This is a genomic window from Streptomyces sp. NPDC029138 (assembly GCF_055564375.1).
In genome coordinates, this window is the sequence record NZ_JBVHWM010000024.1 from 43,194 (window position 1) to 63,648 (window position 20,455).

The 20,455-nt window shown below is 69.7% G+C and carries 17 protein-coding genes and 3 pseudogenes; 1 reads left to right on the forward strand and 19 read right to left on the reverse strand.

What is annotated here, in order from left to right; translation table 11 throughout:
- Positions 1 to 227 precede the first annotated feature (227 nt).
- The 17 genes and pseudogenes from ACZ4WH_RS20305 to ACZ4WH_RS20385 form a co-directional block, all read right to left on the reverse strand.
- Positions 228 to 1,445 (reverse strand): alpha/beta fold hydrolase, encoded by a 1,218-nt coding sequence (locus ACZ4WH_RS20305; RefSeq protein ID WP_468182277.1) that lies wholly within the window; start codon positions 1,443 to 1,445, stop codon positions 228 to 230.
- 9 nt (positions 1,446 to 1,454) lie between these two features.
- A complete protein-coding gene (locus ACZ4WH_RS20310; RefSeq protein WP_468182279.1) occupies positions 1,455 to 2,417 on the reverse strand; it encodes a chlorinating enzyme in 963 nt (320 codons plus the stop codon).
- Positions 2,418 to 2,422: 5 nt separating this feature from the next.
- The gene (locus tag ACZ4WH_RS20315) at positions 2,423 to 4,246 is read right to left on the reverse strand and encodes an amino acid adenylation domain-containing protein (RefSeq protein WP_468182281.1); all 1,824 of its coding nucleotides are present in this window, start codon (positions 4,244 to 4,246) and stop codon (positions 2,423 to 2,425) included.
- Between the two features lie 72 nt (positions 4,247 to 4,318).
- Positions 4,319 to 6,925 carry an ACP S-malonyltransferase gene (gene fabD, locus ACZ4WH_RS20320; RefSeq protein ID WP_468182283.1) on the reverse strand — a complete coding sequence of 869 codons (2,607 nt, stop codon included), beginning with the start codon at positions 6,923 to 6,925 and terminating at the stop codon, positions 4,319 to 4,321.
- A complete protein-coding gene (locus ACZ4WH_RS20325) occupies positions 6,922 to 7,740 on the reverse strand; it encodes an enoyl-CoA hydratase-related protein (RefSeq protein ID WP_468182285.1) in 819 nt (272 codons plus the stop codon). The genes fabD and ACZ4WH_RS20325 overlap by 4 nt, the downstream gene beginning before the upstream one ends.
- Before the next feature lies 1 nt (position 7,741).
- A complete protein-coding gene (locus ACZ4WH_RS20330) occupies positions 7,742 to 8,974 on the reverse strand; it encodes a hydroxymethylglutaryl-CoA synthase family protein (RefSeq protein WP_468182287.1) in 1,233 nt (410 codons plus the stop codon).
- A gap of 41 nt (positions 8,975 to 9,015) precedes the next feature.
- Positions 9,016 to 9,906, reverse strand: coding sequence for a DUF6039 family protein (locus ACZ4WH_RS20335; RefSeq protein ID WP_468182289.1), 891 nt, complete (start codon positions 9,904 to 9,906; stop codon positions 9,016 to 9,018).
- Positions 9,907 to 9,988: 82 nt separating this feature from the next.
- Complete coding sequence (locus ACZ4WH_RS20340) at positions 9,989 to 10,792, reverse strand: 4'-phosphopantetheinyl transferase family protein (protein ID WP_468182291.1); 804 nt, start codon at positions 10,790 to 10,792, stop codon at positions 9,989 to 9,991.
- Positions 10,789 to 11,490, reverse strand: coding sequence for a Crp/Fnr family transcriptional regulator (locus ACZ4WH_RS20345; protein ID WP_468182293.1), 702 nt, complete (start codon positions 11,488 to 11,490; stop codon positions 10,789 to 10,791). The genes ACZ4WH_RS20340 and ACZ4WH_RS20345 overlap by 4 nt, the downstream gene beginning before the upstream one ends.
- Positions 11,491 to 12,091: 601 nt before the next feature.
- Entirely contained in the window at positions 12,092 to 12,997 is a 906-nt protein-coding gene (locus ACZ4WH_RS20350; protein ID WP_468182295.1) for an NmrA family NAD(P)-binding protein, read from the reverse strand.
- A 73-nt stretch (positions 12,998 to 13,070) separates the two neighbouring features.
- Positions 13,071 to 13,343 (reverse strand): DUF6510 family protein, encoded by a 273-nt coding sequence (locus ACZ4WH_RS20355; RefSeq protein WP_468182297.1) that lies wholly within the window; start codon positions 13,341 to 13,343, stop codon positions 13,071 to 13,073.
- Positions 13,344 to 13,373: 30 nt separating this feature from the next.
- Entirely contained in the window at positions 13,374 to 14,096 is a 723-nt protein-coding gene (locus ACZ4WH_RS20360) for a ferredoxin reductase (RefSeq protein WP_468182299.1), read from the reverse strand.
- A gap of 3 nt (positions 14,097 to 14,099) precedes the next feature.
- The gene (locus tag ACZ4WH_RS20365) at positions 14,100 to 14,699 is read right to left on the reverse strand and encodes a sulfite oxidase-like oxidoreductase (RefSeq protein ID WP_468182373.1); all 600 of its coding nucleotides are present in this window, start codon (positions 14,697 to 14,699) and stop codon (positions 14,100 to 14,102) included.
- A gap of 173 nt (positions 14,700 to 14,872) precedes the next feature.
- Positions 14,873 to 15,250, reverse strand: a pseudogene (locus ACZ4WH_RS20370) (inositol monophosphatase family protein); the annotation flags it as partial.
- Positions 15,250 to 15,922: pseudogene (locus ACZ4WH_RS20375) on the reverse strand (transposase); the annotation flags it as partial. The pseudogenes ACZ4WH_RS20370 and ACZ4WH_RS20375, both read right to left, overlap by 1 nt.
- A 147-nt stretch (positions 15,923 to 16,069) precedes the next feature.
- Positions 16,070 to 16,519 carry a hypothetical protein gene (locus tag ACZ4WH_RS20380; protein WP_468182301.1) on the reverse strand — a complete coding sequence of 150 codons (450 nt, stop codon included), beginning with the start codon at positions 16,517 to 16,519 and terminating at the stop codon, positions 16,070 to 16,072.
- A 232-nt stretch (positions 16,520 to 16,751) separates the two neighbouring features.
- A pseudogene (locus ACZ4WH_RS20385) lies at positions 16,752 to 17,339 on the reverse strand (helix-turn-helix domain-containing protein).
- A 439-nt stretch (positions 17,340 to 17,778) separates the two neighbouring features.
- Here ACZ4WH_RS20385 and ACZ4WH_RS20390 point away from each other — a divergent pair.
- The gene (locus ACZ4WH_RS20390) at positions 17,779 to 18,765 is read left to right on the forward strand and encodes an AraC-like ligand-binding domain-containing protein (RefSeq protein ID WP_468182303.1); all 987 of its coding nucleotides are present in this window, start codon (positions 17,779 to 17,781) and stop codon (positions 18,763 to 18,765) included.
- 420 nt (positions 18,766 to 19,185) lie between these two features.
- Here ACZ4WH_RS20390 and ACZ4WH_RS20395 read toward each other — a convergent pair whose 3' ends face one another.
- Both ACZ4WH_RS20395 and ACZ4WH_RS20400 read right to left on the reverse strand, forming a co-directional pair.
- Positions 19,186 to 19,446 carry an Atu4866 domain-containing protein gene (locus ACZ4WH_RS20395; protein WP_468182305.1) on the reverse strand — a complete coding sequence of 87 codons (261 nt, stop codon included), beginning with the start codon at positions 19,444 to 19,446 and terminating at the stop codon, positions 19,186 to 19,188.
- Positions 19,447 to 19,563: 117 nt separating this feature from the next.
- Positions 19,564 to 20,439 (reverse strand): helix-turn-helix transcriptional regulator, encoded by an 876-nt coding sequence (locus ACZ4WH_RS20400; RefSeq protein WP_468182307.1) that lies wholly within the window; start codon positions 20,437 to 20,439, stop codon positions 19,564 to 19,566.
- Positions 20,440 to 20,455: the final 16 nt, after the last annotated feature.

The window sequence follows — 20,455 nt, forward strand, 5'->3', positions numbered from 1 at the left end:
ACGTTCTCCGTAATGGACGCGCGAGACTGTCGCAGGCCGGAGTCGGAACGCTGGACCATGACTTTCCTCCCCCCTCGCGGAATCCACCGGACATCCACGAGTTCATTCGCTGTCTGGTGCCGAACCAACCCGCTGAAAACCCTAGGCAGGGCCGCTCCTGAAATGCTGCTCAACGTTGCGCAGCAGCCGGCCGGCCGCTTTTTCCGGGGCGGCCCCGGGCCACGGGCTCAGTCCCGCACGGCGTGTTCGGCCAGGAAGCCGGCCGCCAGTTCCTCCAGCCGGGCCCCCGCGCCGAACAGCGACAGATGGTCGCCGTGCGGCTCCACCCGGAGCGTCGCCTCGGCCAGCCGGGCGGCCACCACCCGGGACCCCTCGGGGTGCGCCGTGTGGTCGTCCTCGCTGGTGACCACCAGTGCCGGCTGCTTGACCGGGTCCAGCAGCCGGGACACGTCCGCCGTCATGAGCGCGCCGTTGAGCACGCAGTACCGGTAGAAGAGCTCCGGATCGGCGTACGGCAGCAGCACCAGATGCGCCATGTCGGGCGGGGCGGTGGCCAGCGCGGTCTGCAACAGCGCCGAGTTGATCGCGGCCGCGCTCGCCCGGTCCTCCGCGGCCATGCCCATCAGGGCTTGCAGATTGCGCTGGTGGTCGGTCTTGGGGGCGGCCGCACCCAGCTCGAAGTCACCGTGCCACAGGCTCAGCGAGCCCACCCGGTCCGGGTGGCCGGCCGCCGCGCCCAGGGCGATGACCGCACCTCCGCACAGGCCCATCACATGCGCGCTGCGCACGCCGTGATGGTCCATGACCGCGACGAGGTCGGCGACCTGATCGCGGACCGTGTGCCCCGTGCGGTCGAACTCCTCCGGCGGGACGAGCGGCCCGAACAGGCCCCGGCTCTCCCAGGTCATCACGTGGTGTTCCCGGGCGAGGAAGCGCAGCCACGGCTCGCAGATCTCGGCGGGCATCCCGCAGGCCGAGACCAGCATCACGGCGGGCGCCGACCGGTCGCCGGCCGCGTAGGTGCGCAGGCGGGTCCCGTCGGCGGCGACGGCGTCCGTCTCGGCGCGCCACCGGGCCACCCCGGCCGTCGCGGCGGTGGCGACGGCGGCCGTCTCGGCGGGCGCCCGGTCCCGCGGTCCGGTCACGGCCGACGCCAGCGCCGCCAGGGCCGGCCGCAGCCGCCCGGCCACGATCCGGACGAACACCTCGGTGTCCCCGGCCGCGCCGGGCGCGGCCTCGTCCTGCGGCACGAAGGCCAAGCCCGTCACCGCCAGTCGGCGCACGACGGCGGCGGCCACCTCCTGGGCCGGCCGCGGAACCGGAACCGGCAGCGGATCACGGTCGCCCAGCGCCTCCAGCAGCGGTACGACGCTCAGGACAGCTCGCGCCAACGCGCCGGCCGCCGCGCCGGCCGGCCCGGCCGGCTCACTGTGTACGGGATTCATCGATGCCCGTCACCGGGTGGTGAAGGCGTGGCCGCGGGTGGTGTGGGTGGCGATCCTGTTGTGGGTGTGGGTGTTCTCGCCGGCCACGAGTACCGCACCGTACTTCTCCAGGCTCACCCGGCCGCCGTACTCCTCGATCTCCTCCGTGTCGGGGTAGACCCGCACCGAGGTGGGCACGTACCGGGCGGCGAACCCCAGCCGCATCTGGTCGCTGGCCCCGCTGTGCGGGTGCGAGGCGTGCATCAGCGTCGACCAGAACATGATGGCCTCGCCCGGGCGCATCACCATCGACACCGCCCTGGACTCGTCCGGGGTCCAGTCCGGGTCGATCTGCAACTCGCGGTAGTCGTAGCCGAAGAAGCCCCGCTTGACGCTGCCCTTCTCCTCCCGGTTGATCCGCTCCGGGGCGTAGTGCATCCGCTTGGTCTCGTCGTAGAACATCGACTGGTGTGTGCCGGGGATGAACTGAAGACAGCCGTTCTCCTCGTTCGCCTCGGTGAAGGCGGTCCACACGGTGATGGTGCCGCCGAACTCCGCGGCGTCGCCCGGCCACAGGATCTGCGGCTGGCCGGAGGCGTTGGCGAAGGTGTCGGCCTGGTGCCAGTCGGTGCCCTCGTCGCCCGGGTACTTGGGGAAGAACTCGGTGCGCCAGTTCAGCACGTTCGGGCCCAGGACGCTGCACACCCGGTCGACGATCTCCGGCCGGCAGACGTGGTCGGCGAGGAACGCCGAGTCCAGGTGGCGGTCGTAGTTGGAGATGTTGGTGTTCCCCGACTCGGCGGCCTCGTCGCCGTAGACCGCCATGGAGCGGTCCATCAGCGCGAGCCGCTCCTTGCGCCAGGCTTCCCGCATCTCCTCGATCTCGTACACCTTGAACGGGCCGAAGAAGCCCTGCTCGCGGAAACGGTTCAGTTCCTCGGGGCTCAGCGCGAACGCGCGGTCCGCACCCGACGTGATCTGCTCGGTGGTCATGTGGCTCAGGCTCCGATGCTCTGCGGGGTGATGGAGTCGACACAGCTGCCGAGCCGTCGCACAGTGGCGACGCCTCCCAGGTCCGTGACGTTGACGGTGATGCCGAAGCGCTGGTTGACGGCGTGCAGGATGCGGACGAACGCCAGCGAGGTGGCACCGATGTCGAACAGGTCGGTGTCGGGCCCGGGCACCTCGCTGCCCAGCACCTGCCGGACGATGTCCCGCACGACCCGCTCGGACGCGGTGAGCGCCGCGCCGTCGGCCCCGCCGTCCGGCGCCTCCTGGGGCAGGGCCAGCGCGGCGACCGCGGAGCGGTCCGTCTTGCCCTCCGGGGTGAGCGGGATGTACGGCACCAGCCGGTAGGCGGACGGCCGCAGATGCGCCGGCAGCGTCCGGCGGGCCAGCTCCGTGACATCCGCCGCCAGCGCGGCGGCAGCGGCGGGACCGATCCGGTCCGGCGCGTCGCCCGCGGCGAGCAGATAGGCCGCGAGCCGCACATCCCCGGCACCATGGTCCTGCGCCACGACGACGGCCCGCGCCACCTCCGGGTGGGCGGACAGCGCGGCCTCCACCTCGCCCGGCTCGACACGGAAGCCGCGCACCTTCAGCTGCGCGTCGATCCGCCCCAGGTACAGCAGTTCCCCGGACGCGGTCCGGCAGGCGAGGTCGCCGCTGCGGTAACAACGCTCACCGCCGATCTCCAGGAAGCGTTCCGCGGTCAGCTCCGGGCGGTCGACGTAGCCGCGCGTCACACCCGGGCCGAACACATGGATCTCACCGGGCTGCCCGTCCGGCACCGGCGTGCCCGACGGGTCGAGCAGCCGGACGGTGAGGTCGCCCAGCGGGACCCCGATGGGGCTGGCGTCCCGGTCGAGGTCCGCCTCGGTGAGCGTGTGGTGGGTGACATGGACGGTGGTCTCGGTGATCCCGTACATGTTGACCAGGCGCGGACCCCGCCGGCCGTACCGCGCGAACCACGGCCGGAGCAGCGCGGGATCCAGCCGCTCACCGCCGAACACGACCAGCCGCAGGCCTGCGAGGCCGTCGCCGCTCTCCTCGTCGACGGCGGCCAGCTGGCGGAACGCGGACGGAGTCTGGCTGAGGACGGTCACCCCTTCGGCGGTCAGCAGGCTCCGGAACTCGCGGGGCGAGCGCGCCACCTCGGACGGTACGACGACCAGCCGGCCGCCGTGCAGCAGCGCCCCCCAGATCTCCCACACGGAGAAGTCGAAGCTCGCGGAGTGGAAGAGCGTCCACACGTCCTCGGGTCCGAAGTCGTAGACGCCGGCGGTCTGTTCGAACAGCCGGACCACGTTGCGGTGCTCGACCGCCACGCCCTTGGGGACACCCGTCGATCCCGAGGTGTGGATGACGTAGGCGAGATCGCTGCCGGAGGAGGCGGCCGGTGCCGCGGCCCGGGCGTCGGTGCCCCCGCCGCCCGGTGCCCCGGCCACCACGACCGGGCAGTCGACGGGCGGCAGTCGGTCCGCCGCCTTCGCGGCCGTGACGACCACCCGGGCGCCGCTGTCCCGCAGCAGCAGCCCGATGCGCTCCGCCGGATAGTCCGGGTCCACGGGGACGTAGCCTCCGCCGGCCTTCAGGATGCCCAGCAGACCGATCAACAGCTCGGTGGACCGGTCCGCGAACAGCACGACGGGTACGTCGGGGCCGACGCCGAGCGTCCTCAGCCGGGCGGCGAGATCGTCGGCGCGGGCGTTCAGCGCCGCATAGCTCAGACGGCCGTCCGGGGCGGTGACCGCGACCCGCTCCGGGTCCTTGCGCACCACCTCCTCGAACAGATGGTGCAGACATGTGCTTGACGACGTCACGACGGTGTCCTCCAGACGTGGTTCTGCGCGGAAAGGGGGCGGGTCGGGGCCGCGCCGGGCGCCGGGCACGGCTCAGCGCGCGGCCGACCAGCGGGGCAGGGCCGTGCCGAGCAGTTCCGCGGCACCCTGCATCAGCCGGGTCGCGATCACCTCGACATGGCGGTTGCGCCAGTCGGCCAGGTCCGTCCCCGCCGCCCAGCGGTTGAAGGCGCCGAGCGCGGGACCGCAGTGGATCTGGTAGTTGACCCTGCCGTCCGGGTCACCGGCCAGCGCCAGCCGGTTCGCGTGGACGAAGTACCAGCGGAACACCAGCGCCATCCGGTGTTTGGGGCTGCTCTCCGCCCGGGCCAGCTCCGCCGGGCGCTCGGCCGCGAGCCGGGCCCGGGTCTCGGCCCAGACCTCGTCGAAGCTCCGGTGGAAGTAGCGTTGCTCGATGGTCGCCCGGGTCTCGGAGTCGATCTCCTCCAGTGACCCGTACCGCCGGTACACCTGGTACAGCTTGTTGGCCCGGGCGGGGAACAGCGTGCCCTTGCGGACCACCTGCACCCGCGCGCCCAGCTCGAACATGTCCCCGGCCGGCGCGTACGCCGTGTCCTGCACGTCCAGGCCGGCCAGCAGGTCCTTGACCGCGTCGGAGGTGCCGGCCTCGGGTGTGCACTGGTTGACCGAGCCGGTGACGACGAAGTCCGCGCCCAGCACGAAGGCCGCGGCGACCGCCTCCGGGCTGCCGAGTCCGCCGGCGGCACCCACCCGGATGCGCCGGGCATAGCCGTGCTCGCGCATGGCGTCGTCCCGCAGCCGTACGATCGCCGGGATCAGCGCGTAGGGGTTCCCGGCGTCCGTGTGGCCGCCCGAGTCCGCCTCGACGCACAGGTCGCCCGAGACCGGCAGCAGCCGGGCGGCGGCGGCCTCCCCGGGGGTCAGCTCACCGGCCGCGACCAGCTCGTCCAGGAGGGCCGCGGGCGGCGGGGCGGCGAACGCGGCGGCCACCTCGGGCCGGGACACCTTGGCCACGACGTGCCGGCGGGCGACCGGGGTCCCGTCCCCGGCCAGGTGCGCACCCGTGCAGCGGAAGCGCACCACCGCCCTCGTCACCTGGGTGAAGGCCGCGGCCTCGACATGGCGCACGTCCCGGTCCAGACACAGCCGGACGACCTCGTCCTCGCGCGCCGGATCGTCCGGTGTCGACAGCAGGTTGACGCCGAACGGCGCCGACGGGCCCAGCGCGCCGCGGATGGCGTCCAGCGCCTTGGCCAGCTCGTCCGGCCGGAGCCCGCCGGACCCGAAGAAGCCCATCAGCCCCGCCCGCGCCATGCGGACCACCAGGTCGACGGAGGCGATGCCCTTGAACATGGAGCCCGCGAGGTAGGCCAGCCGCACCCGGTAGTCCCGCCGGAACTCGGCGCTCCCGAGCCGGGCGGCGGACACGGCGGGGCCGGTGTGCGGCCGGGACCGTGCGCCCGTTTCGCCGTCCACGGCCGGTGGCGCGGGGACTGCCGGTGAGGCGGGTACCACCGGTGATGTGGGGACCACCGGTGATGCGACTCCCGATGACGCGGGAACTGCCGGTGCTTCGGGTGTCACCGACGAGGCGGGTACCACCGGCGACGCGGGAACTGCCGGTGCTTCGGGTGTCGCCAGCGAGGCGGGTTCCACCGGTGAAGCGGGGCCTGCCGGCGACGTGGGTACCACCCACGACGCCGGGACTGCCGGTGACGCGCGTCCCACCAGTGATGCGCGTACCTCCGGTGCCGCGGGTACCACCGGTACGGCGGGTACGACCGGTGCGCCGAACTCGGCCGGTACGGTCTCCGGCACCGGAGCGGGCTGCTTGCGTGCCGCGTCCCACAGGCCGGTGAGCACCCGTCCCGGCCCGACCTCCACCGCCTCGTTCGCCCCGTGCGCCAGCAGCAGGCTCATGCTCTCCCACCAGCGCACCGGCCGCCGTATCTGCTGGGCCAGCGTGGCCCGCAGCTCGTCGGGGTCCGCGCCGTACGGCCGGGCGGTCACGTTGGCGACGACGGGCACCTCAGGGGCCTTGAAGTCCGCCGCCCCCAGGCAGGCCGCGAACGCGTCGGCGGCCTCGGCCATGTAGCGGGAGTGGAACGCGGCGCTGACCTTCAGCGGTACGCAGCGCCCGGCGCCCGCCCGGCGGACCGCGTCGGCGGCACCGCGCAGCGCCTCGACGGGCCCGGACAGCACCAGCTGCACCGCCGAGTTGTGGTTCGCGATGTCCAGCTCCTCGATGCCCTCGCGGGCCAGGAGTGCCGTCAGCGTGCCGGCGTCGGCGCCGAGCACGGCGTACATCCCGCCACCGGCGGCCCGGCCCATCAGCGCGCCCCGCTCCCGCACGAGCCGCAGCCCCGTCGCGAAGTCGAAGCAGCCCGCGGCGAACAGCGCGTTGTACTCGCCGAGGCTGTGACCGGCCAGCGCGTCGGGCGGCGGTTCGTCGCGCCCGAGCCGCGCCAGCCCGCTGAGCGCGTTGACGGCGAACAGGGCCGGCTGGGCATAGCGGGTGTCCAGCAGCCGCCCGTCGGGATCGTGCTCGCACAGCTCGCGCAGGGAGTAGCCGAGGATCTCGTCGGCCTGCGCCACCAGGTCCGGGAACCGGTCGAACAGCTCCGCGCCCATGCCCCGGGTCTGCGCGCCCTGCCCGGGGAACAGCCACACCCGCTTCATGCCCGCCGCTCCCCGCCGCTCGTCTGCCCGGCGCCCTCCCAGGGGAAGCGCTGGTGCGCGGCGAAGTCACCGATCCGGCCGCGCACCACGGGCGAGGACATCATCCGGGCGAATTCCGCCACGGCGGTCCGTTCGGTGTCGTCGTCGAGGATCCACAGCCGCCGGAAGTAGTCCTTCATCTCCCGGACGGTGGAGGCGTCCAGTCTGGCGAGCCGGTTGCCGAGCCGTCGCACGGCGAGCCCGGTGTCGTCCGTCAGCTCGTCCACCAGTCCGGTCCGCGCGGCCTCGGCGGCCTGTACCGGCAGGGTGCTCAGCGTCATGGCGTACGCGGGCTGGAAGCCGACCCTGCGGATCAGGAACGGCAGGACGCACGCGGGCAGCAGTCCCCACAGGGCCTCGGGCAGGCTGAACGATCCACGCGCGGTGGCGAAGACGAAGTCGGAGGCCGCGGCGAGCCCGACGCCGCCACCGACCGCACGGCCGTCCACGACGGAGGCGATCACCCTCGGGCAGGTGGTGAAGCGTTTGAGCAGCCCGTAGAACCGCTCGCCCCCGTGCGCGGCGATCTCGTCCCCGGCGGCGCCGTCGCGGGAGGCCTCGGCGAAGTCCATGCCGGTGCTGAACACCCCGCCGGCACCTTCCAGAACCACGATGCGGCAGGCGGAGCTGTTTTCGGCGCGGTCCAGGGCCGCGTGCAGTCCGGCGAGCAGCGCGCCGTCGATGCCGTTGTGCCGCTCCGGCCGGTTGAGCGTCACCCGCAGGACATGGCGCTCCTCCGCGATCACCACCGCGCCGAGGTCGTCGGGTCCGGTCATGTCAGCTCCATCGGTAGCGGCGGTGGAAGTTCTCGATCCGGTCCAGCACGAGCAGGCCGCGCCCCTCGAACTGCCGCTCGTAGAGCCCCGCGTACGGCGTCACGTCGTACCGGTGGTCCTGTATTCCGGCCATGCGGTGCAGGCTCAGATCGCTGAGCAGTTCGTACTCGTCCATGGCCAGCGGATGCCGCTCGGCGATCGCGGTGCCGACGCGCCGCTCGGCCAGCCGCTGCTTGGTGACCGGAGTGATCACCCCGCTGTAGAACTCCGAGGCGCAGCCGGAGCCGTAGGAGAACATGCCGATCCGCTCCGGGCGCGGGATCTCGATGTGGTCCACGAGCGAGCACAGCGCCAGGTACAGGGCGGCACCGTAGATGTTGCCGATCTCCGTGCAGTACGCCAGGGAAGGGGCCACCCGCTCCTCGAAGTCCTTGGCGATGACGTCGGGAGCGGCCCGCCGCTGCTTGCGCAGCAGACCGCGGTGAGCGCCCTTGACCATGCCGGCGAACGGGGTGTGCAGCACCAGGTGCCGGAACGAGTCGACGATGTCGGCACCGGCCACCCGGTCCCGGTACGCCTGGAAGCTCATCTCCAGGCAGTGCATGTACGACAGCAGCGACAGGTCGGAGTCGCCCGTCTCCAGATCGCTGCGCGGGCGCAGGGTGTCCATCACCTCGTAGCTGTGGAAACCGTTGGCGCCCGGGTCGAGTTCCAGGACGGCCGGGTCACGGCCCACCAGCATCGCCACCGCGCCCGCGCCCTGGGACGGCTCCCAGTAGGTGCCGCGCGCGGCCACGCTCGCCGCGTCTGTCGCGACGACGAGCGCCCTGGCGTCCGGGACCGGGCTGGCGGCGATCAGCGCCGCGGCCGTCTGGAGCGCCGCCGTGCCACCGTAGCAGGCGTGCTTGACCTCGAAGGAGCGGCAGCGCCGGTCCAGACCGAGGCAGTCCTGGAGATACGTGCTGATCGGCTTGCCGAAGTCGAGGCCCGACTCGGTGCCCACGACGACCAGTTCGATCCGTTCCCGTTCCTCCGGCGTCAGCGCGTCGATCAGCGGCTTGGCGGCGTTCACCCCGTTGGTGACCGGGTCCTCGCACGGGAAGTTCACCGACTTCCGGCGCATCAGCAGGTTCTCGAACCGCTGGAGATCCAGCTCGCGGGCCTCGAAGAGCTGACGTACGCTCACGGAGGCCCGTCCGGCATAGACGTTGATCGCCTCGATACCGACGGCCATGGCTCGCCTCTCCCTTCCCGGGCCCGCGGCCGGAACGTCCGTCAGCCGGCGCGGTGCACGTAGGGGACGAGCACGGTGTCGTTGATGCTGCCCGGGACGAACAGCGCGCCCCAGGAGCCGCCGCCTTTGTGGTCGGGCACCCGCTGCCGGGTGAACAGCTCCTGGTATCCGGTGTCCTGGCGGCTCAGCTCGATGACCTTGCCGTAGTCGTCCAGGGTGCGCAGGTGGATCAGCCAGTGGATGCGGTCCTGCTTGCCGAAGGTCTCCTCGTAGAGGAAGGAGGTGACATGACCGGGCAACGCCCGGTTCAGGTACTCCTGCCAGTCGAAGGCGAACGCCCTGGCCTCCTTGCGGAGGTCGTAGTGGACATCGGCGCTGCGCATCACCAGGGCGCCCGCGGTGGCCGAGTTCAGCTGGAGGGTGGCCTCCTGGGAGGTCTGATAGCGGGCCGGCTCCACGAACAGCTCGGCCGGGTCGACCTCGCCCTCCGGCGGATGGGACATGCCGTGCTGCGGACAGAGGATGCGCTCCTGGAGCGAGCCGGGGGCGAACATGCGCTCCCAGTTGCCGTGGCCCTTCTCGGGCAGCCGGTCCGAGAGGGAGATGTCCTGGAACTCGGAGTCATGGTCCACCATCTCCAGGAGGCGCTGATAGTTGTGCGGCGACTTCATGTTGATGAACCAGTGCAGCCTGTCCTGGACGCCGAAGACCTCCTCGTAGAGGTACGTCGAAATGACCCCGGCCTGCGACGCGTTCAGGTAACTCAGCAGATCCACCGAGAAATTACGGCCCTCGGACGCGAAGTCGTACAGCAGCTGCCCGGTGCGATGGACGATGAGGCCGGAGTTTCCGGAGTGCATCAGGCGGTCCAGCGGCACGGATGCCTGCTGCTGCGCGGTGGGAATGACCGGGTCACCGGAGTGCGTGGCCATTGCGAGAGAGGAGCTCACCGATTCGCTCATCACATTCCATCCCCGGCCCGCGGGGACCAACGGGCCGTTCACCCAGGGCTCTTCATTCCGTGGCCCGACGATAAGCAGCTTCCGCGGGCCCGTCTGCGCAATAGTGAGCGACCCCGGGTGCGGCCGGGTCCGCCGGCACGGGGGGCGCGGTGTGCCGCACGATCCCGATGTCGCCGGTCCCGTCCCGGCGCAGCGCGGCGGACAGGATGTGCCGGGCGCCGACGGCCCACTGGGCGAACCTCCAGTGGGCGGCCCGGTCGTCCACGCCCGGCCCGAAGTGGGCGTGGATGCGACCGTCTGCGCCGACGTGGAACCCGAACTGGTCGAACGGCAGCCGCAGTCCGAGTCCGCGCGCCTTGGCGTACGCCTCCTTCAGCGTCCACAGCCGGCAGAAGTGCCCCGCCCTGGACGACGGCGGCAGGGCGTCGAGGCGTTCGCGCTCCAGGGGTGTGAGATTGCGCCGGGCCAGCGGCTCCACGTCGCGGGTGCGGCTGAGAGGCTCCGCGTCCACCCCGCAGTCGACGCCGGGAGCGGCCAGGAAGGCGACCAGTCCGTCGGTGTGTGTGATGCTGAAGCGCACGGGGCGGTATTCCGTGGGCCGGGCGATTTCGGGCCTGCCCAGGGGAGTCGGAGCGAACTCCCAGGCCTTGGCGGCGACTTCGGGAAACAGCCTGCTCAGAGCGGCCCTCTTCAGGCCGTGAGCGATCAGGAAGGCGTCGTGATCGCGGGCGAAGTGGAAGCGATCGAGTCGACTGCGCTCCGGCTCGGAAAGGAAGGACCGATACAGGGCGGGAATCCGCGTGCCGAGCAGTTCGTCCGGGCGCAGGCACCAGAGATGGGCCTCGCGGGGCGTCACACGTGGAGGTTGACGTAGTCGACCGTGCGCTCCATGTTGACCTCTATGAGGCCGCGCGGGTTTTCGACGATCAGCCCGATGCTGCGAAAACGCTTGAGGAAGTAGCCCACTCGGGACCGGGTGGTCCCCATCATTCTCGACAGCTCTTCCTGCGTGAAGCGCTGCCCGATCAGTATCCTGTCGCCGCGCCGCTTGCCGAACTTGCGGGAGAGGCGCAGAAGCGTGGTGGCAAGGCGCTGCTCGCTCTCCAGGGTCACCAGCTCCGTCGTCACCTGACGCTGATCTATGAGTCTGGCGGTGAGACACTTGACGAATTCGGCCAGCAGGCCCGACTCCGCCATGATGCCCATGAACTGGTCACGGGGTACGCGTCGGACGGAGGTCTCCGTCATGGCCGCCGCGGTCTCGGCGCGCTCCGTGCTGATCAGGCACTGCTCGCCGAACACCTCACCGTCGGAGTGAATGGTGACCAGGTGCTCTTTGCCCTCCCTCGAATACATGGAGGTTTTCACGAGTCCGCTCTCGATGATGTAGATGGACGAATCGGCGGACCCGCACATATAGACGGCCTGGCCCTTCTCGAATGTCATCTCCGGGAAGGACGATATGTTTTCCGAGATCTTGTCACCGAGGCGATCGTGTGAGCTGCTACAGGAGTCGAAGGCGGTTTTCAGCGCGGCGTTGAACCCATCGATCATCAGCTGACTCCGGAGGTCGACGAGTGGGGGGGATCTCTCGTGGTGATGAGGTGATGGCGAGGCATGGGGGGTGAAGGAACTCGTTTGGGGGGAGATGGGAGGGTGGCTGAAGAAATACTTCAATTGACCTAGCCCAGAGGCAAGTGAGCGTCCCGGCTTTGGCTGAAACGCTGCTGCCGATCGCCGGCCGTCCGTGTGGTCGGCGCGCGGGTGCACAGAGGGGGCCCGCCGGGACCGTACCAGAGGCGCAAACCGCGCCAACCCCCCAAGCGGTTGAGGCACCCTGGTCGGCCCTCGCGGCCCGGGCGGCAGGAGACCAAGTCTTTGACAGGTGTTGGCGTGCGTCCGACCGGGGTGTGGTCGGGCGGAACAGGGCCTGAGGGCATGTGCGGTAAGAGTGTTGACCGAATTTGATCGCTGAGTGGGCCTGCGTGATCAGGCCATGTCTGCGTGGTGGCACACTTGTTGTGGTGCTTGTCAGAGATGTGTGCTAGGCCGTGTCCCACGTCGGGTCCAACGCGGTCGCCCACTCGTCGTACGGCGGCTGGTTCCTGAGCGCCAGCGGCACGCTGAGCCTGATCCTGCTCAGCCGGTGCCTGAGTCAGCTCAGGTAGAGATCCTTGCGAGCGGCCACGAACTCCTCGACCGACTGGGCGGGTACGCCCGTCAGCCGTTCGACGTCGGCGGACGCGCGGTCGTAGCGGTTCTCGGCGTGCAGTCGGGCCATGGTGAGAATGTGCTCTTCGGTGTGCGGCGGCAGGCCCGCCTGGGCGAGAACCTCGGCATGCCATCGGTCCAGGGGCACGTCGGAATAGGTCACCCGACGTCCCAGCGCCCGTGAGAACTCCTCGGCCATCTCCGTCATGTCGAGCGTGCGCGGCCCGGTCAGCTCGTAGACGTGCCCGATGTGCGGCGCCGGGTCGCGGAGCACGGTCGCGACCACCCGGGCGACGTCCTCCACGGCGACCGGCGACGTGCGCCCCGTACCGAACGGCAGCGCGATCGTGCCGTTCTCCCGGATCGATCGCGCCGCCAGCGTGGTGAACAGCGGGTTGTCCAGGAACGACGTCGGACGGATGTGGACCACCGGCAGACCGGACCAGTTCAGCACCTGTTCTGCCAGCCAGTGCAGCCGCTGCTGGTGGGACTCCGTGGTGCTGGTGGCGGTCATCTGGGACACCGTCATCTGGGACATGTCCACCAGGCCGTCCAGCTCGCCGTACTCACGCGCCACGCTGGCCACCACGGTGGTCGCCAGCAGATGGTCCGGCGACACCGGCATCGCGAAGTACATCCTGCCGACGCCCCGCAACGCGGGGGCGACGGTCTCGGGCCGGGTCAGATCGCCGATGACGACTTCCGCACCGGTCGCGCGCAGTGCGGCGGCGCGATCGTCGTCGCGGCGGACCATCACGCGTACGGGCACGGTCGTCGCCCGCAGTTCGTCGAGGACCTTGCGGCCCACTCCACCCGCGCCGGTGATGAGAACGAGGTCGCTGGCCACCATGGTGATGTCTCCTTACGAGCAGGGGAGAGGCCGAGTACCGCTTCTTCTCACCGGTGTGACCGCGGGGTCCCCTTCAGGCCGTACGGAACCGGAAGGCTCCGGTCCCGGTGCCCAGGGTCAGCCAGATGTGGTCCTCCTCCTTGACCAGGCGCAGCGCAACGTAGGCGCACCCCGGGCAGCGAGCGGTCATTCCTGGTTCGGGTCCGTAGATGTGCAGTTGCGCCAGCAGCCCGGACTGCCGGCAGTTCGGGCATCGCCACCAGGCCGTCGTGGGCTCCACGGAGAGGATCTCCGACAACGGACCGGCGAGACTGTTGCCATCGAGGAAGGCGGTGGAGTCTTGCATGGGAATCTCCCCTGCTCAAGAACAAAAGGGTCAGCCGAAGCGTTCGGTACGGATGGTCGCCGGTTCCTTCCCCTGGTCGGCGAACAGCTCGACGAGCAGGTCACTGACGGTCTCCACGAATCCGGTGGAACCGCAGACGTACACGGGGCTCACCGCGTCCAGCCGGGCCGCCGGCTCGCGCAGGTCCGCCGCCGTGATGCGGCCGGGCGCGCGGGGCGTGCCCTGCGGGGTCCGACGGGTATGGACGAACCGGACGTCGAGGAAGGGGCCGCCGTCAAGGAGTTCTTCCCGGTACCAGATGTCCTCGGGACCGCGCACGGAGTACACCAACTGGAAGAGACCGCGCGAGCCGGCCGAGCGGTGGGCACGGATCATCGCCATGAGCGGTACGACACCGGAACCGCCCGCCACCGAGAGCACCGGTTCGCTTTGCTCCGGGCGCCACACGAACCAGTTGCCGAGCGGTCCCCGTATCTCGACGTCCTCGCCCGGCGCCAGGTGGTCGGCCAGGTAGGGCGAGACCTCGCCGTCGGCCACCGCCTGCACGCCCAGTTCCAGCCGGTCGTCGTCGGCGGGCGCGGCCAGGGAGTAGCTGCGGACGGTCTGGTAGCCGTCGTCGGCCGTGAGACGTACGTCGACGTGCTGGCCGGGCAGGTGACCCGGCCAGCCCGGCACGGTGAACACCAGGGTGCGGGCGGTCGCGCTCTGCGCGCGGCGCCCGACCAGCCGTGCCGGCAGCCAGGCGAGAGCCATGGGTCAGTCACCCCAGTGACGCTGCTCGCGCCAGGGGTCGCCGTAGTTGTGGTAGCCGGTGGACTCCCAGAACCCGGGGTCGTCTTCGTGCGTGAGCCGCAGTCCGCGCACCCATTTCGCCGACTTCCAGAAGTAGAGGTGTGGGACCAGTAGCCGCGCGGGCCCGCCGTGCTCGGGGGAGAGGGCGTAGCCGTCGTAGGTGTGGGCGATCCAGGCTTTGCCCTCGAGTATGTCCTCCAGTGGAAGGTTGGTGGTGTAGCCGCCGTAGCTGTCGACCACCACGTACTCGGCGGAGGTCTCCACTTCCTCCAGGAAGACGTCGAGGGACACCCCGCTCCAGTGCGTGTCGAATTTGGACCAGCGGGTGACGCAGTGGATGTCGGTCATCGTCTCCTGCTGGGGCAGGGCCATCATCTGGTCCCAGTTCCAGCTCCGCGTCTCGCCGAGTTCCGTCGTGATGGTGAAGGACCAGTCCTCCGTCGGAATCCGGGGAGTGGGACCGGCCGACAGGACGGGGAACGACTCGGTCGGATACTGTCCGGGCGGCAGCCGCTCCGTCAACGAGTGGGGGCGCCCTCGGAAGCCAGGTGAGAAGGAAGTCAACGTCATCTCCTGAGCGATATGACCCGCCGAGCGACTGTGACCCGCCGAGCGAAATGACCCGCCGAGCGACTGTGACCCGCCGCCGGAGGAGCAAGGGGCTCCGTCTCCAGTCTCGGACCATGGCGGTGGCTTGACCACTCGGGCCGCGTCCGGGCGGAACCGCTCCGGTCTTCTCACCGACCTCGGCTGGAGATCATCGACATCAGCAGACCGTGGGTCGCGGCGTCGGCGGCCACCACAAGCCCACGGCCTGCCTGCCCGACCGGGCCGCCATCGATGCCGGTGACGACGCAGCCGGCGGCCCGGCACACAGCGATACCGGCGGCGAACTGCACACTCCCGGACAGGGCCCCGCCACCCGTGACGTACGCGGCGCGCTTACCCGCAGCGACCCAGGCCAACGCCAACGTCGTGGACACGACCCGTGGCCTGAACCGCTCGACGAGCCCGGAGTGGACCAGCAAGTCCACGGCCCGGAACCCGGGCGCGCTCGGAAACGGCGGGTCCAGGTTGACGTCCACCAACTGGGTGGCGGGCGTAGGCGTCAGAGGAAGATCTGCCAGGACTTCAGCCGTGCCATGCCGCGTTCGACCGGTGCCCGGGCTGCGGCCAGGGCCCGGTTGGGGGTGCGCTGGGTGAGGGTGAGCTCGCCGCCCGGTGGCCGTTTGAGTCCGGTGGTGACCCAGGAGCCGGCATCCGTGTAGGCACGGTCGGCGAGGACGGGGCACCCTGGCGTTCGCAGATACGGATCATCCGGTGGGTACGGGCCGCGGTGAGGTCATGAGTGCGGCCCGGCAGGGCGGGCGAGATCCACAGCAGCTCGCCGGCCGGATCGGTGAGGACCTGGACGTTCACGCCGTGCCGGCGGTGCTTGGCCGAGTAGTCCGCCCGGCCGTCGCCGACGCGGTCGCACTCGGCGAGGGTCCCGTCCAGCAGGACGAAGTCCGGATCATGCTCCGCCAGCGTCTTGAGCAGGCCAGGGGCTCGTTCGGCGAGCAGGCCGGCCCCGCTGGTGACGTACGCGCGGACGGTACCGACGGATATCCCCAACCCGGCCACGACCCGGGCGAGGGTGTCGTGACGGCGCAGGTACACCAGAGCGACAAGCGCACGCTGGTGCGGCGGGAGCTTGCAGCGGCGGTCACCCTCGCGGTGACGATGAGTATCGTGACCCACTCGACCAGGGCGTGAGGGAGGTCGAGTGCGGCAGGATAGGGAACCAACAGAACTCCTGTGCCGGTGGGTTGAGGCCCACCCCGGCGTGGTTCGCATGCTGTCGGGGGCGGGGGACGAGCGGCGAGGCCCCCACCTGTCTTGGTAGGGGGTCTCGTCCAGTAGCGGCGCGGGTGGAGTTGCTGCCCTTCGCGGGCTCAACGGCTCATCGCGACCGTGAAGCTGACCTTCTCACCGTTGTGGTAGTCGGTGCTGTCCCACACCGAGATGTGAGACCTGTCCTGCATCCGCAGGTGCAGCACCTCATCGGCGTTGCTCCAGTTGTATCCGACGAACTGGAAGTTCGGCTCGGGACTGTCTCCCATTCTCCTGTTTCCCCAGCTGCAGATATGCGACGAGTCGTTCTCGCAGACGGACCAGGCCCTGGCGTACAGGTGGCAGTCCTCTCCCTGCCATACGTCGATACGCTTCAGCCTCGCGTCGGACGAGCGCCACGTTCCGTTGAACCGGCTGGCGGAGCACGAGGCGGCTGCTTCTTTCGTCGAGGTAACGGTGAGCACCACCGAGAGGGAGAGCGTCAGGGCGGCCGTCAAGAGCACGGCCATGATCTGGCGTAGTGGAATGCGGGCAGAAGAGACCTGTGTCATCGTGAACCTCCGATAGCGGGTCGCAGCGCGGGGTATCCCGTCGTCACACGACGCGTCGTCCCCCTCCTTCGGCTGAACGCCACCCATTCGGGCCCGAATCATTTAGCCCTTTACCCCCTGCCTATTCCAGAGCAGCACTCCGCAATACTGATCGCAAGTCGGCAGGATTTTACATTTCGCGCACGATTCAATGATGAATGCGATCCAAAGTGGATCGGTCAATTGAGCTTCTTCAGCCTTGACGCTCCAGGGTGAGGATGGCTTTGGCGATTGACGTCATGCGGTTCGGACTGCATCGGGACCTGCGGAAGATCCGCCAGGATTTCGAGCGGGCGACGCCGCGTTCGACCGGTGCCCGTGCCGCGGCCAGGGTGGTCGTGAGCGCGGCACGGCAGCGCGGGTGAGAGCCACAGCAGCCGGCCGTCCGGATCGGTGACCACCTGTACGTTCACTCCGTGCCGGCGGTGCTTGTGGGAGTAGTCGGCGCGTGAGTCGCCGACCCGGTCGCATTCGGCGAGGGTCCCGTCCAGCAGGACGAAGTCGGGGTCGGCCTCGCGCAGGGCCTTCAGTAGACCCGGCGCACGTTGGGCGAGCAGGTCGGTGACTGCGCTGGTGTAGGCGTGGGCGGTGGACTCGCTGATCCCGGACCCGGCAGCGATCTTTGCCAAGGTTGTGTGCTCACGTAGGTACACCAGTGCCACCATCCGCGCCGGGACGGGCGGAGCTTGCAGCGTCGGTCGCCCTCACGGGTGACAACGAGCATGGTGACCCACTCCACGAGCGCATGGGGCAGGTCGAGTGCGGCAGGACAGATGACCAACGAGGCCCCTGAGCAGCGTGGTTGAGACGTCAGACATCTCGATCAACTGTCCGGGGGCCTCGCTCGTACATGCGGAGCACCACGTCCGCGCCCGCACTTGCCGCAGCTGTCGCAACTCGTCGAGATTCGCATACAAGTTGATCACGCCGCTCAGAGCATCGGGACCTTGGTGATCAACTGGTGGGCGCGGCCGATGTCCCCAGGTCCAGGCACGTCTCCGGCTGACCGGTCTGTCCCGCGCGGACCGCGACGACCTTGGAATCGAATGGTCATGCACCAGGCCGCCATTGCGGTAAACCATGTCTTCCATCGGAGGCGGCAGCGCAGATGCGGAATTCTTGTCCTCCTCTTGGGTGGACATTCCGGCCACCAGGCGTAAGGGTGGCCCCAATGCCGGCCACAGCCTCCTGATCGCTGCACGACTTGCGGAGGAAGATCGATGCCCGTCATTGTGTCCACTGCGGAGCTGTCCGCGTCCGACCGGGTGGAGCGCTGGCATGAAGCGGTGACGAACACCTTCATACCGCTCGGTGTCGATCTCCTTGAGGAGGAGCCGTCACCTGGCGACATCGTCAGCGATCGGCTCGGTGTCCTGCGGATCTCCCGTGTCCAGGCGGGCCCGCAAACGGTGACGCGGAGCAGACGTCTGATAGCCGGCGAAGAGCAGGAACTCATCATCCTCACTCTCCAGGAGCGAGGTACCGCGATAAAGGAACAGGACGGGCGACAGTGCGTGGTCCGGCCCGGCCAGTTCTCCCTCTCGGATTCGTCCCGCACGTTCACGAAAACGCTCCATGAAAGGTTTGCTTTCACGTCGTTCCATTTTCCTCGCGAAGTGCTTTCCGTGCGGACCGATGACCTGCGCTCGCTGACCGCGACCACCTTCACCGGCACGGAGGGGAGTTCGGCTCTCCTGGCCCAGTATTTCGCGGGGTTGGGACGCGTGGCAGCCGATGTCGACGACGCCGTCGGCCGTCAGCTCGCCGTCACCGCACTGGATCTGCTGGCGCTGCTCATCGACGAGCGCCGCGGCCGTCTGTCCGGGCCGCCCACGGCGACAGCCGCTGCCACGCTGGTGCGCGTCAAGGACCACATCATGAGGAACCTGGGCGACCCCGACCTGTCGCCGCGCACCATCGCCGCCGTTCACTTCATGTCGGTGCGCTACCTGCACAAGATCTTCGAGCAGGAGAAGACCACGGTGGCCGGATGGATCCGGGCGCAGCGCCTGGACCGGTGCCGCCGCGACCTTCTCCGCCCCAGGGCCCTGGAGACCGGAGTCGCGGTCATCGCACGCCGGTGGGGCTTCGTGAGCGCCGCCCACTTCAGTCGGGCCTTCCGCGACGCGTACGGCATGACGCCCCGCGAATGGCAGGTGCACGGGCTGTCGGACGAACGGCGATCAGGGGCAGACATGGCCGCCTGAGGCACCGCTTCTCCCTTACGAGCTGGATCGCCCCCTCCCGATCAACAGAGCGGCGGTGTACGCGTGGACCAGTGCGCCGACCACACCCAGCGCGGTCACCCACGTCACCGCGACCGCCGTCGGCATCCCGGCGACGCCGGGCCCGGCCGGGGCGTGCACCGCGGGCTGGACCGCCGGGCGAGGCGCACACGAACGGCACCCCCGGAGCCTGACCCACGGCCGGGCGTCGCTAGGTAATCCCTTCCGGCTCAAGTCGACCTCGGTGGCTGGCAGGATGCGGGGAATGCGCCGGCGAGCCGCTGCCCCCGCCCGCAGAACTCGCACGGCGGGGCGTGCTCAGCCACGTCCGCGGTGGCCGCAGCCGCGCGTTCACGCTCCGCTCGCTCTGGGCGCCGGTAACCAGGACGCACTTCCTGCTGATCACTGGCTGGGGCTGTTCTCTCGGTAGAGGACGAGGTGTTCGTGGTAGAGGACGCCGTCGCGGACGTCGCCGGTGGCGGTGAAGCCGGTGTCGTCGACGTAATCGATGTGGTTACCGGTGACGGTGTAGCTGCCGGTGTAGGCGCTCTTGCGGCTTCCGCGAGCTTCGTCGTACCGGCCGGTCGGCAGGAGTTCTTGCCGGATGTGTCCATCGGCGGTGACCCACATGCCGACGAAGGAGTGGGGTGCGCTTGTGTTCATGCCTCCACAGTCGTCTGCGGCGAGGGAGACAACCAGGTCACGGATTTCCTGGGAGTTCCGCACCCACCCTGTCTCTGTGCGAGCGCACTGAGCTGGGCGGGACCGGATCACTGGGCGCTACAGCTCGTTGACCACAGGGTCGGTCCCGGGTTCAGCAGCCGGAGCCTGCCGGGAGGCCGCAACCATGGCTCGCAGTCTTTCAAAGGCAGCAGCAGTCGGGCTGGCAGGCTCGGCCTGGTAGACAACCAGCTGCTGATGCGGAGCACCGTTCACGGTGAACGCCGCGGACTTGATGTGCAGATCGCCGACCTGGGGATGCCTGAGGTGCTTGCCCTCCTGGGACTTGCTCTTCACCTCGTGCATCTGCCAGATCTGGGCGAACTCCTCGCTCAGGAGGGAGAGTTCCTCGACCACCTCGGCGATCCGCTCCGAGGTGGGGTCGTAACCGTAGGCGGCACGGATCTCAGCGACGCAGGAGTGCGCGGCCCGCTCCCACTCCTGGTAGAAATCACGTCCCGCCGGGTCGACGAAAACCATACGAGCAAGGTTGTCGAACTGGTCGAATGCCCCATGCAGGGCCGTAGCCAGGGAGTTGCCCGCCAGTACGTCGAGGGCAGGGCCCAGTACGAAGGCGGGAGTGTGCTCCCACCCGTCCATCAGCTCCAGCAACTGCCGGCTGACCCGCTCCTGGCTGCCCCAGCCGCGCTGGCGCTGCGAAGCGGCAAGGCACAACCGATTGAGATGGTCGGTGGCCTCCTCGTTCAGTTTCAGCGCTTGCGCCACCGCCTCGACGACCTGCGGGGACGGGCTGCGCTCACGTCCCTGCTCCAGCCTGATGTAGTAGTCGGAACTGACCCCGGCCAGCAGCGCGACCTCTTCCCTGCGCAGCCCCTGGACCCGACGGCGTCCGTGCTCGGGCAGACCGACATCATGCGGCTTCAAGGCCTCTCGGCGGGCTCTGAGGAAATCACCCAACGGCGTCCCATTGCTCATGCCGGTAAGACTAGTC

Excerpts from the sequence above, each read along its gene's own strand:
- ACZ4WH_RS20305 (WP_468182277.1), bottom strand. The coding sequence starts at position 1,445 with ATGAATCCCGTACACAGTGAGCCGGCCGGGCCGGCCGGCGCGGCGGCC.
- ACZ4WH_RS20310 (WP_468182279.1), bottom strand. The coding sequence starts at position 2,417 with ATGACCACCGAGCAGATCACGTCGGGTGCGGACCGCGCGTTCGCGCTG.
- fabD (WP_468182283.1), bottom strand. The coding sequence starts at position 6,925 with ATGAAGCGGGTGTGGCTGTTCCCCGGGCAGGGCGCGCAGACCCGGGGC.
- ACZ4WH_RS20325 (WP_468182285.1), bottom strand. The coding sequence starts at position 7,740 with ATGACCGGACCCGACGACCTCGGCGCGGTGGTGATCGCGGAGGAGCGC.
- ACZ4WH_RS20330 (WP_468182287.1), bottom strand. The coding sequence starts at position 8,974 with ATGGCCGTCGGTATCGAGGCGATCAACGTCTATGCCGGACGGGCCTCC.
- ACZ4WH_RS20335 (WP_468182289.1), bottom strand. The coding sequence starts at position 9,906 with ATGGCCACGCACTCCGGTGACCCGGTCATTCCCACCGCGCAGCAGCAG.
- ACZ4WH_RS20345 (WP_468182293.1), bottom strand. The coding sequence starts at position 11,490 with ATGATCGATGGGTTCAACGCCGCGCTGAAAACCGCCTTCGACTCCTGT.
- ACZ4WH_RS20350 (WP_468182295.1), bottom strand. The coding sequence starts at position 12,997 with ATGGTGGCCAGCGACCTCGTTCTCATCACCGGCGCGGGTGGAGTGGGC.
- ACZ4WH_RS20355 (WP_468182297.1), bottom strand. The coding sequence starts at position 13,343 with ATGCAAGACTCCACCGCCTTCCTCGATGGCAACAGTCTCGCCGGTCCG.
- ACZ4WH_RS20360 (WP_468182299.1), bottom strand. The coding sequence starts at position 14,096 with ATGGCTCTCGCCTGGCTGCCGGCACGGCTGGTCGGGCGCCGCGCGCAG.
- ACZ4WH_RS20380 (WP_468182301.1), bottom strand. The coding sequence starts at position 16,519 with ATGACACAGGTCTCTTCTGCCCGCATTCCACTACGCCAGATCATGGCC.
- ACZ4WH_RS20390 (WP_468182303.1), top strand. The coding sequence starts at position 17,779 with ATGCCCGTCATTGTGTCCACTGCGGAGCTGTCCGCGTCCGACCGGGTG.
- ACZ4WH_RS20395 (WP_468182305.1), bottom strand. The coding sequence starts at position 19,446 with ATGAACACAAGCGCACCCCACTCCTTCGTCGGCATGTGGGTCACCGCC.
- ACZ4WH_RS20400 (WP_468182307.1), bottom strand. The coding sequence starts at position 20,439 with ATGAGCAATGGGACGCCGTTGGGTGATTTCCTCAGAGCCCGCCGAGAG.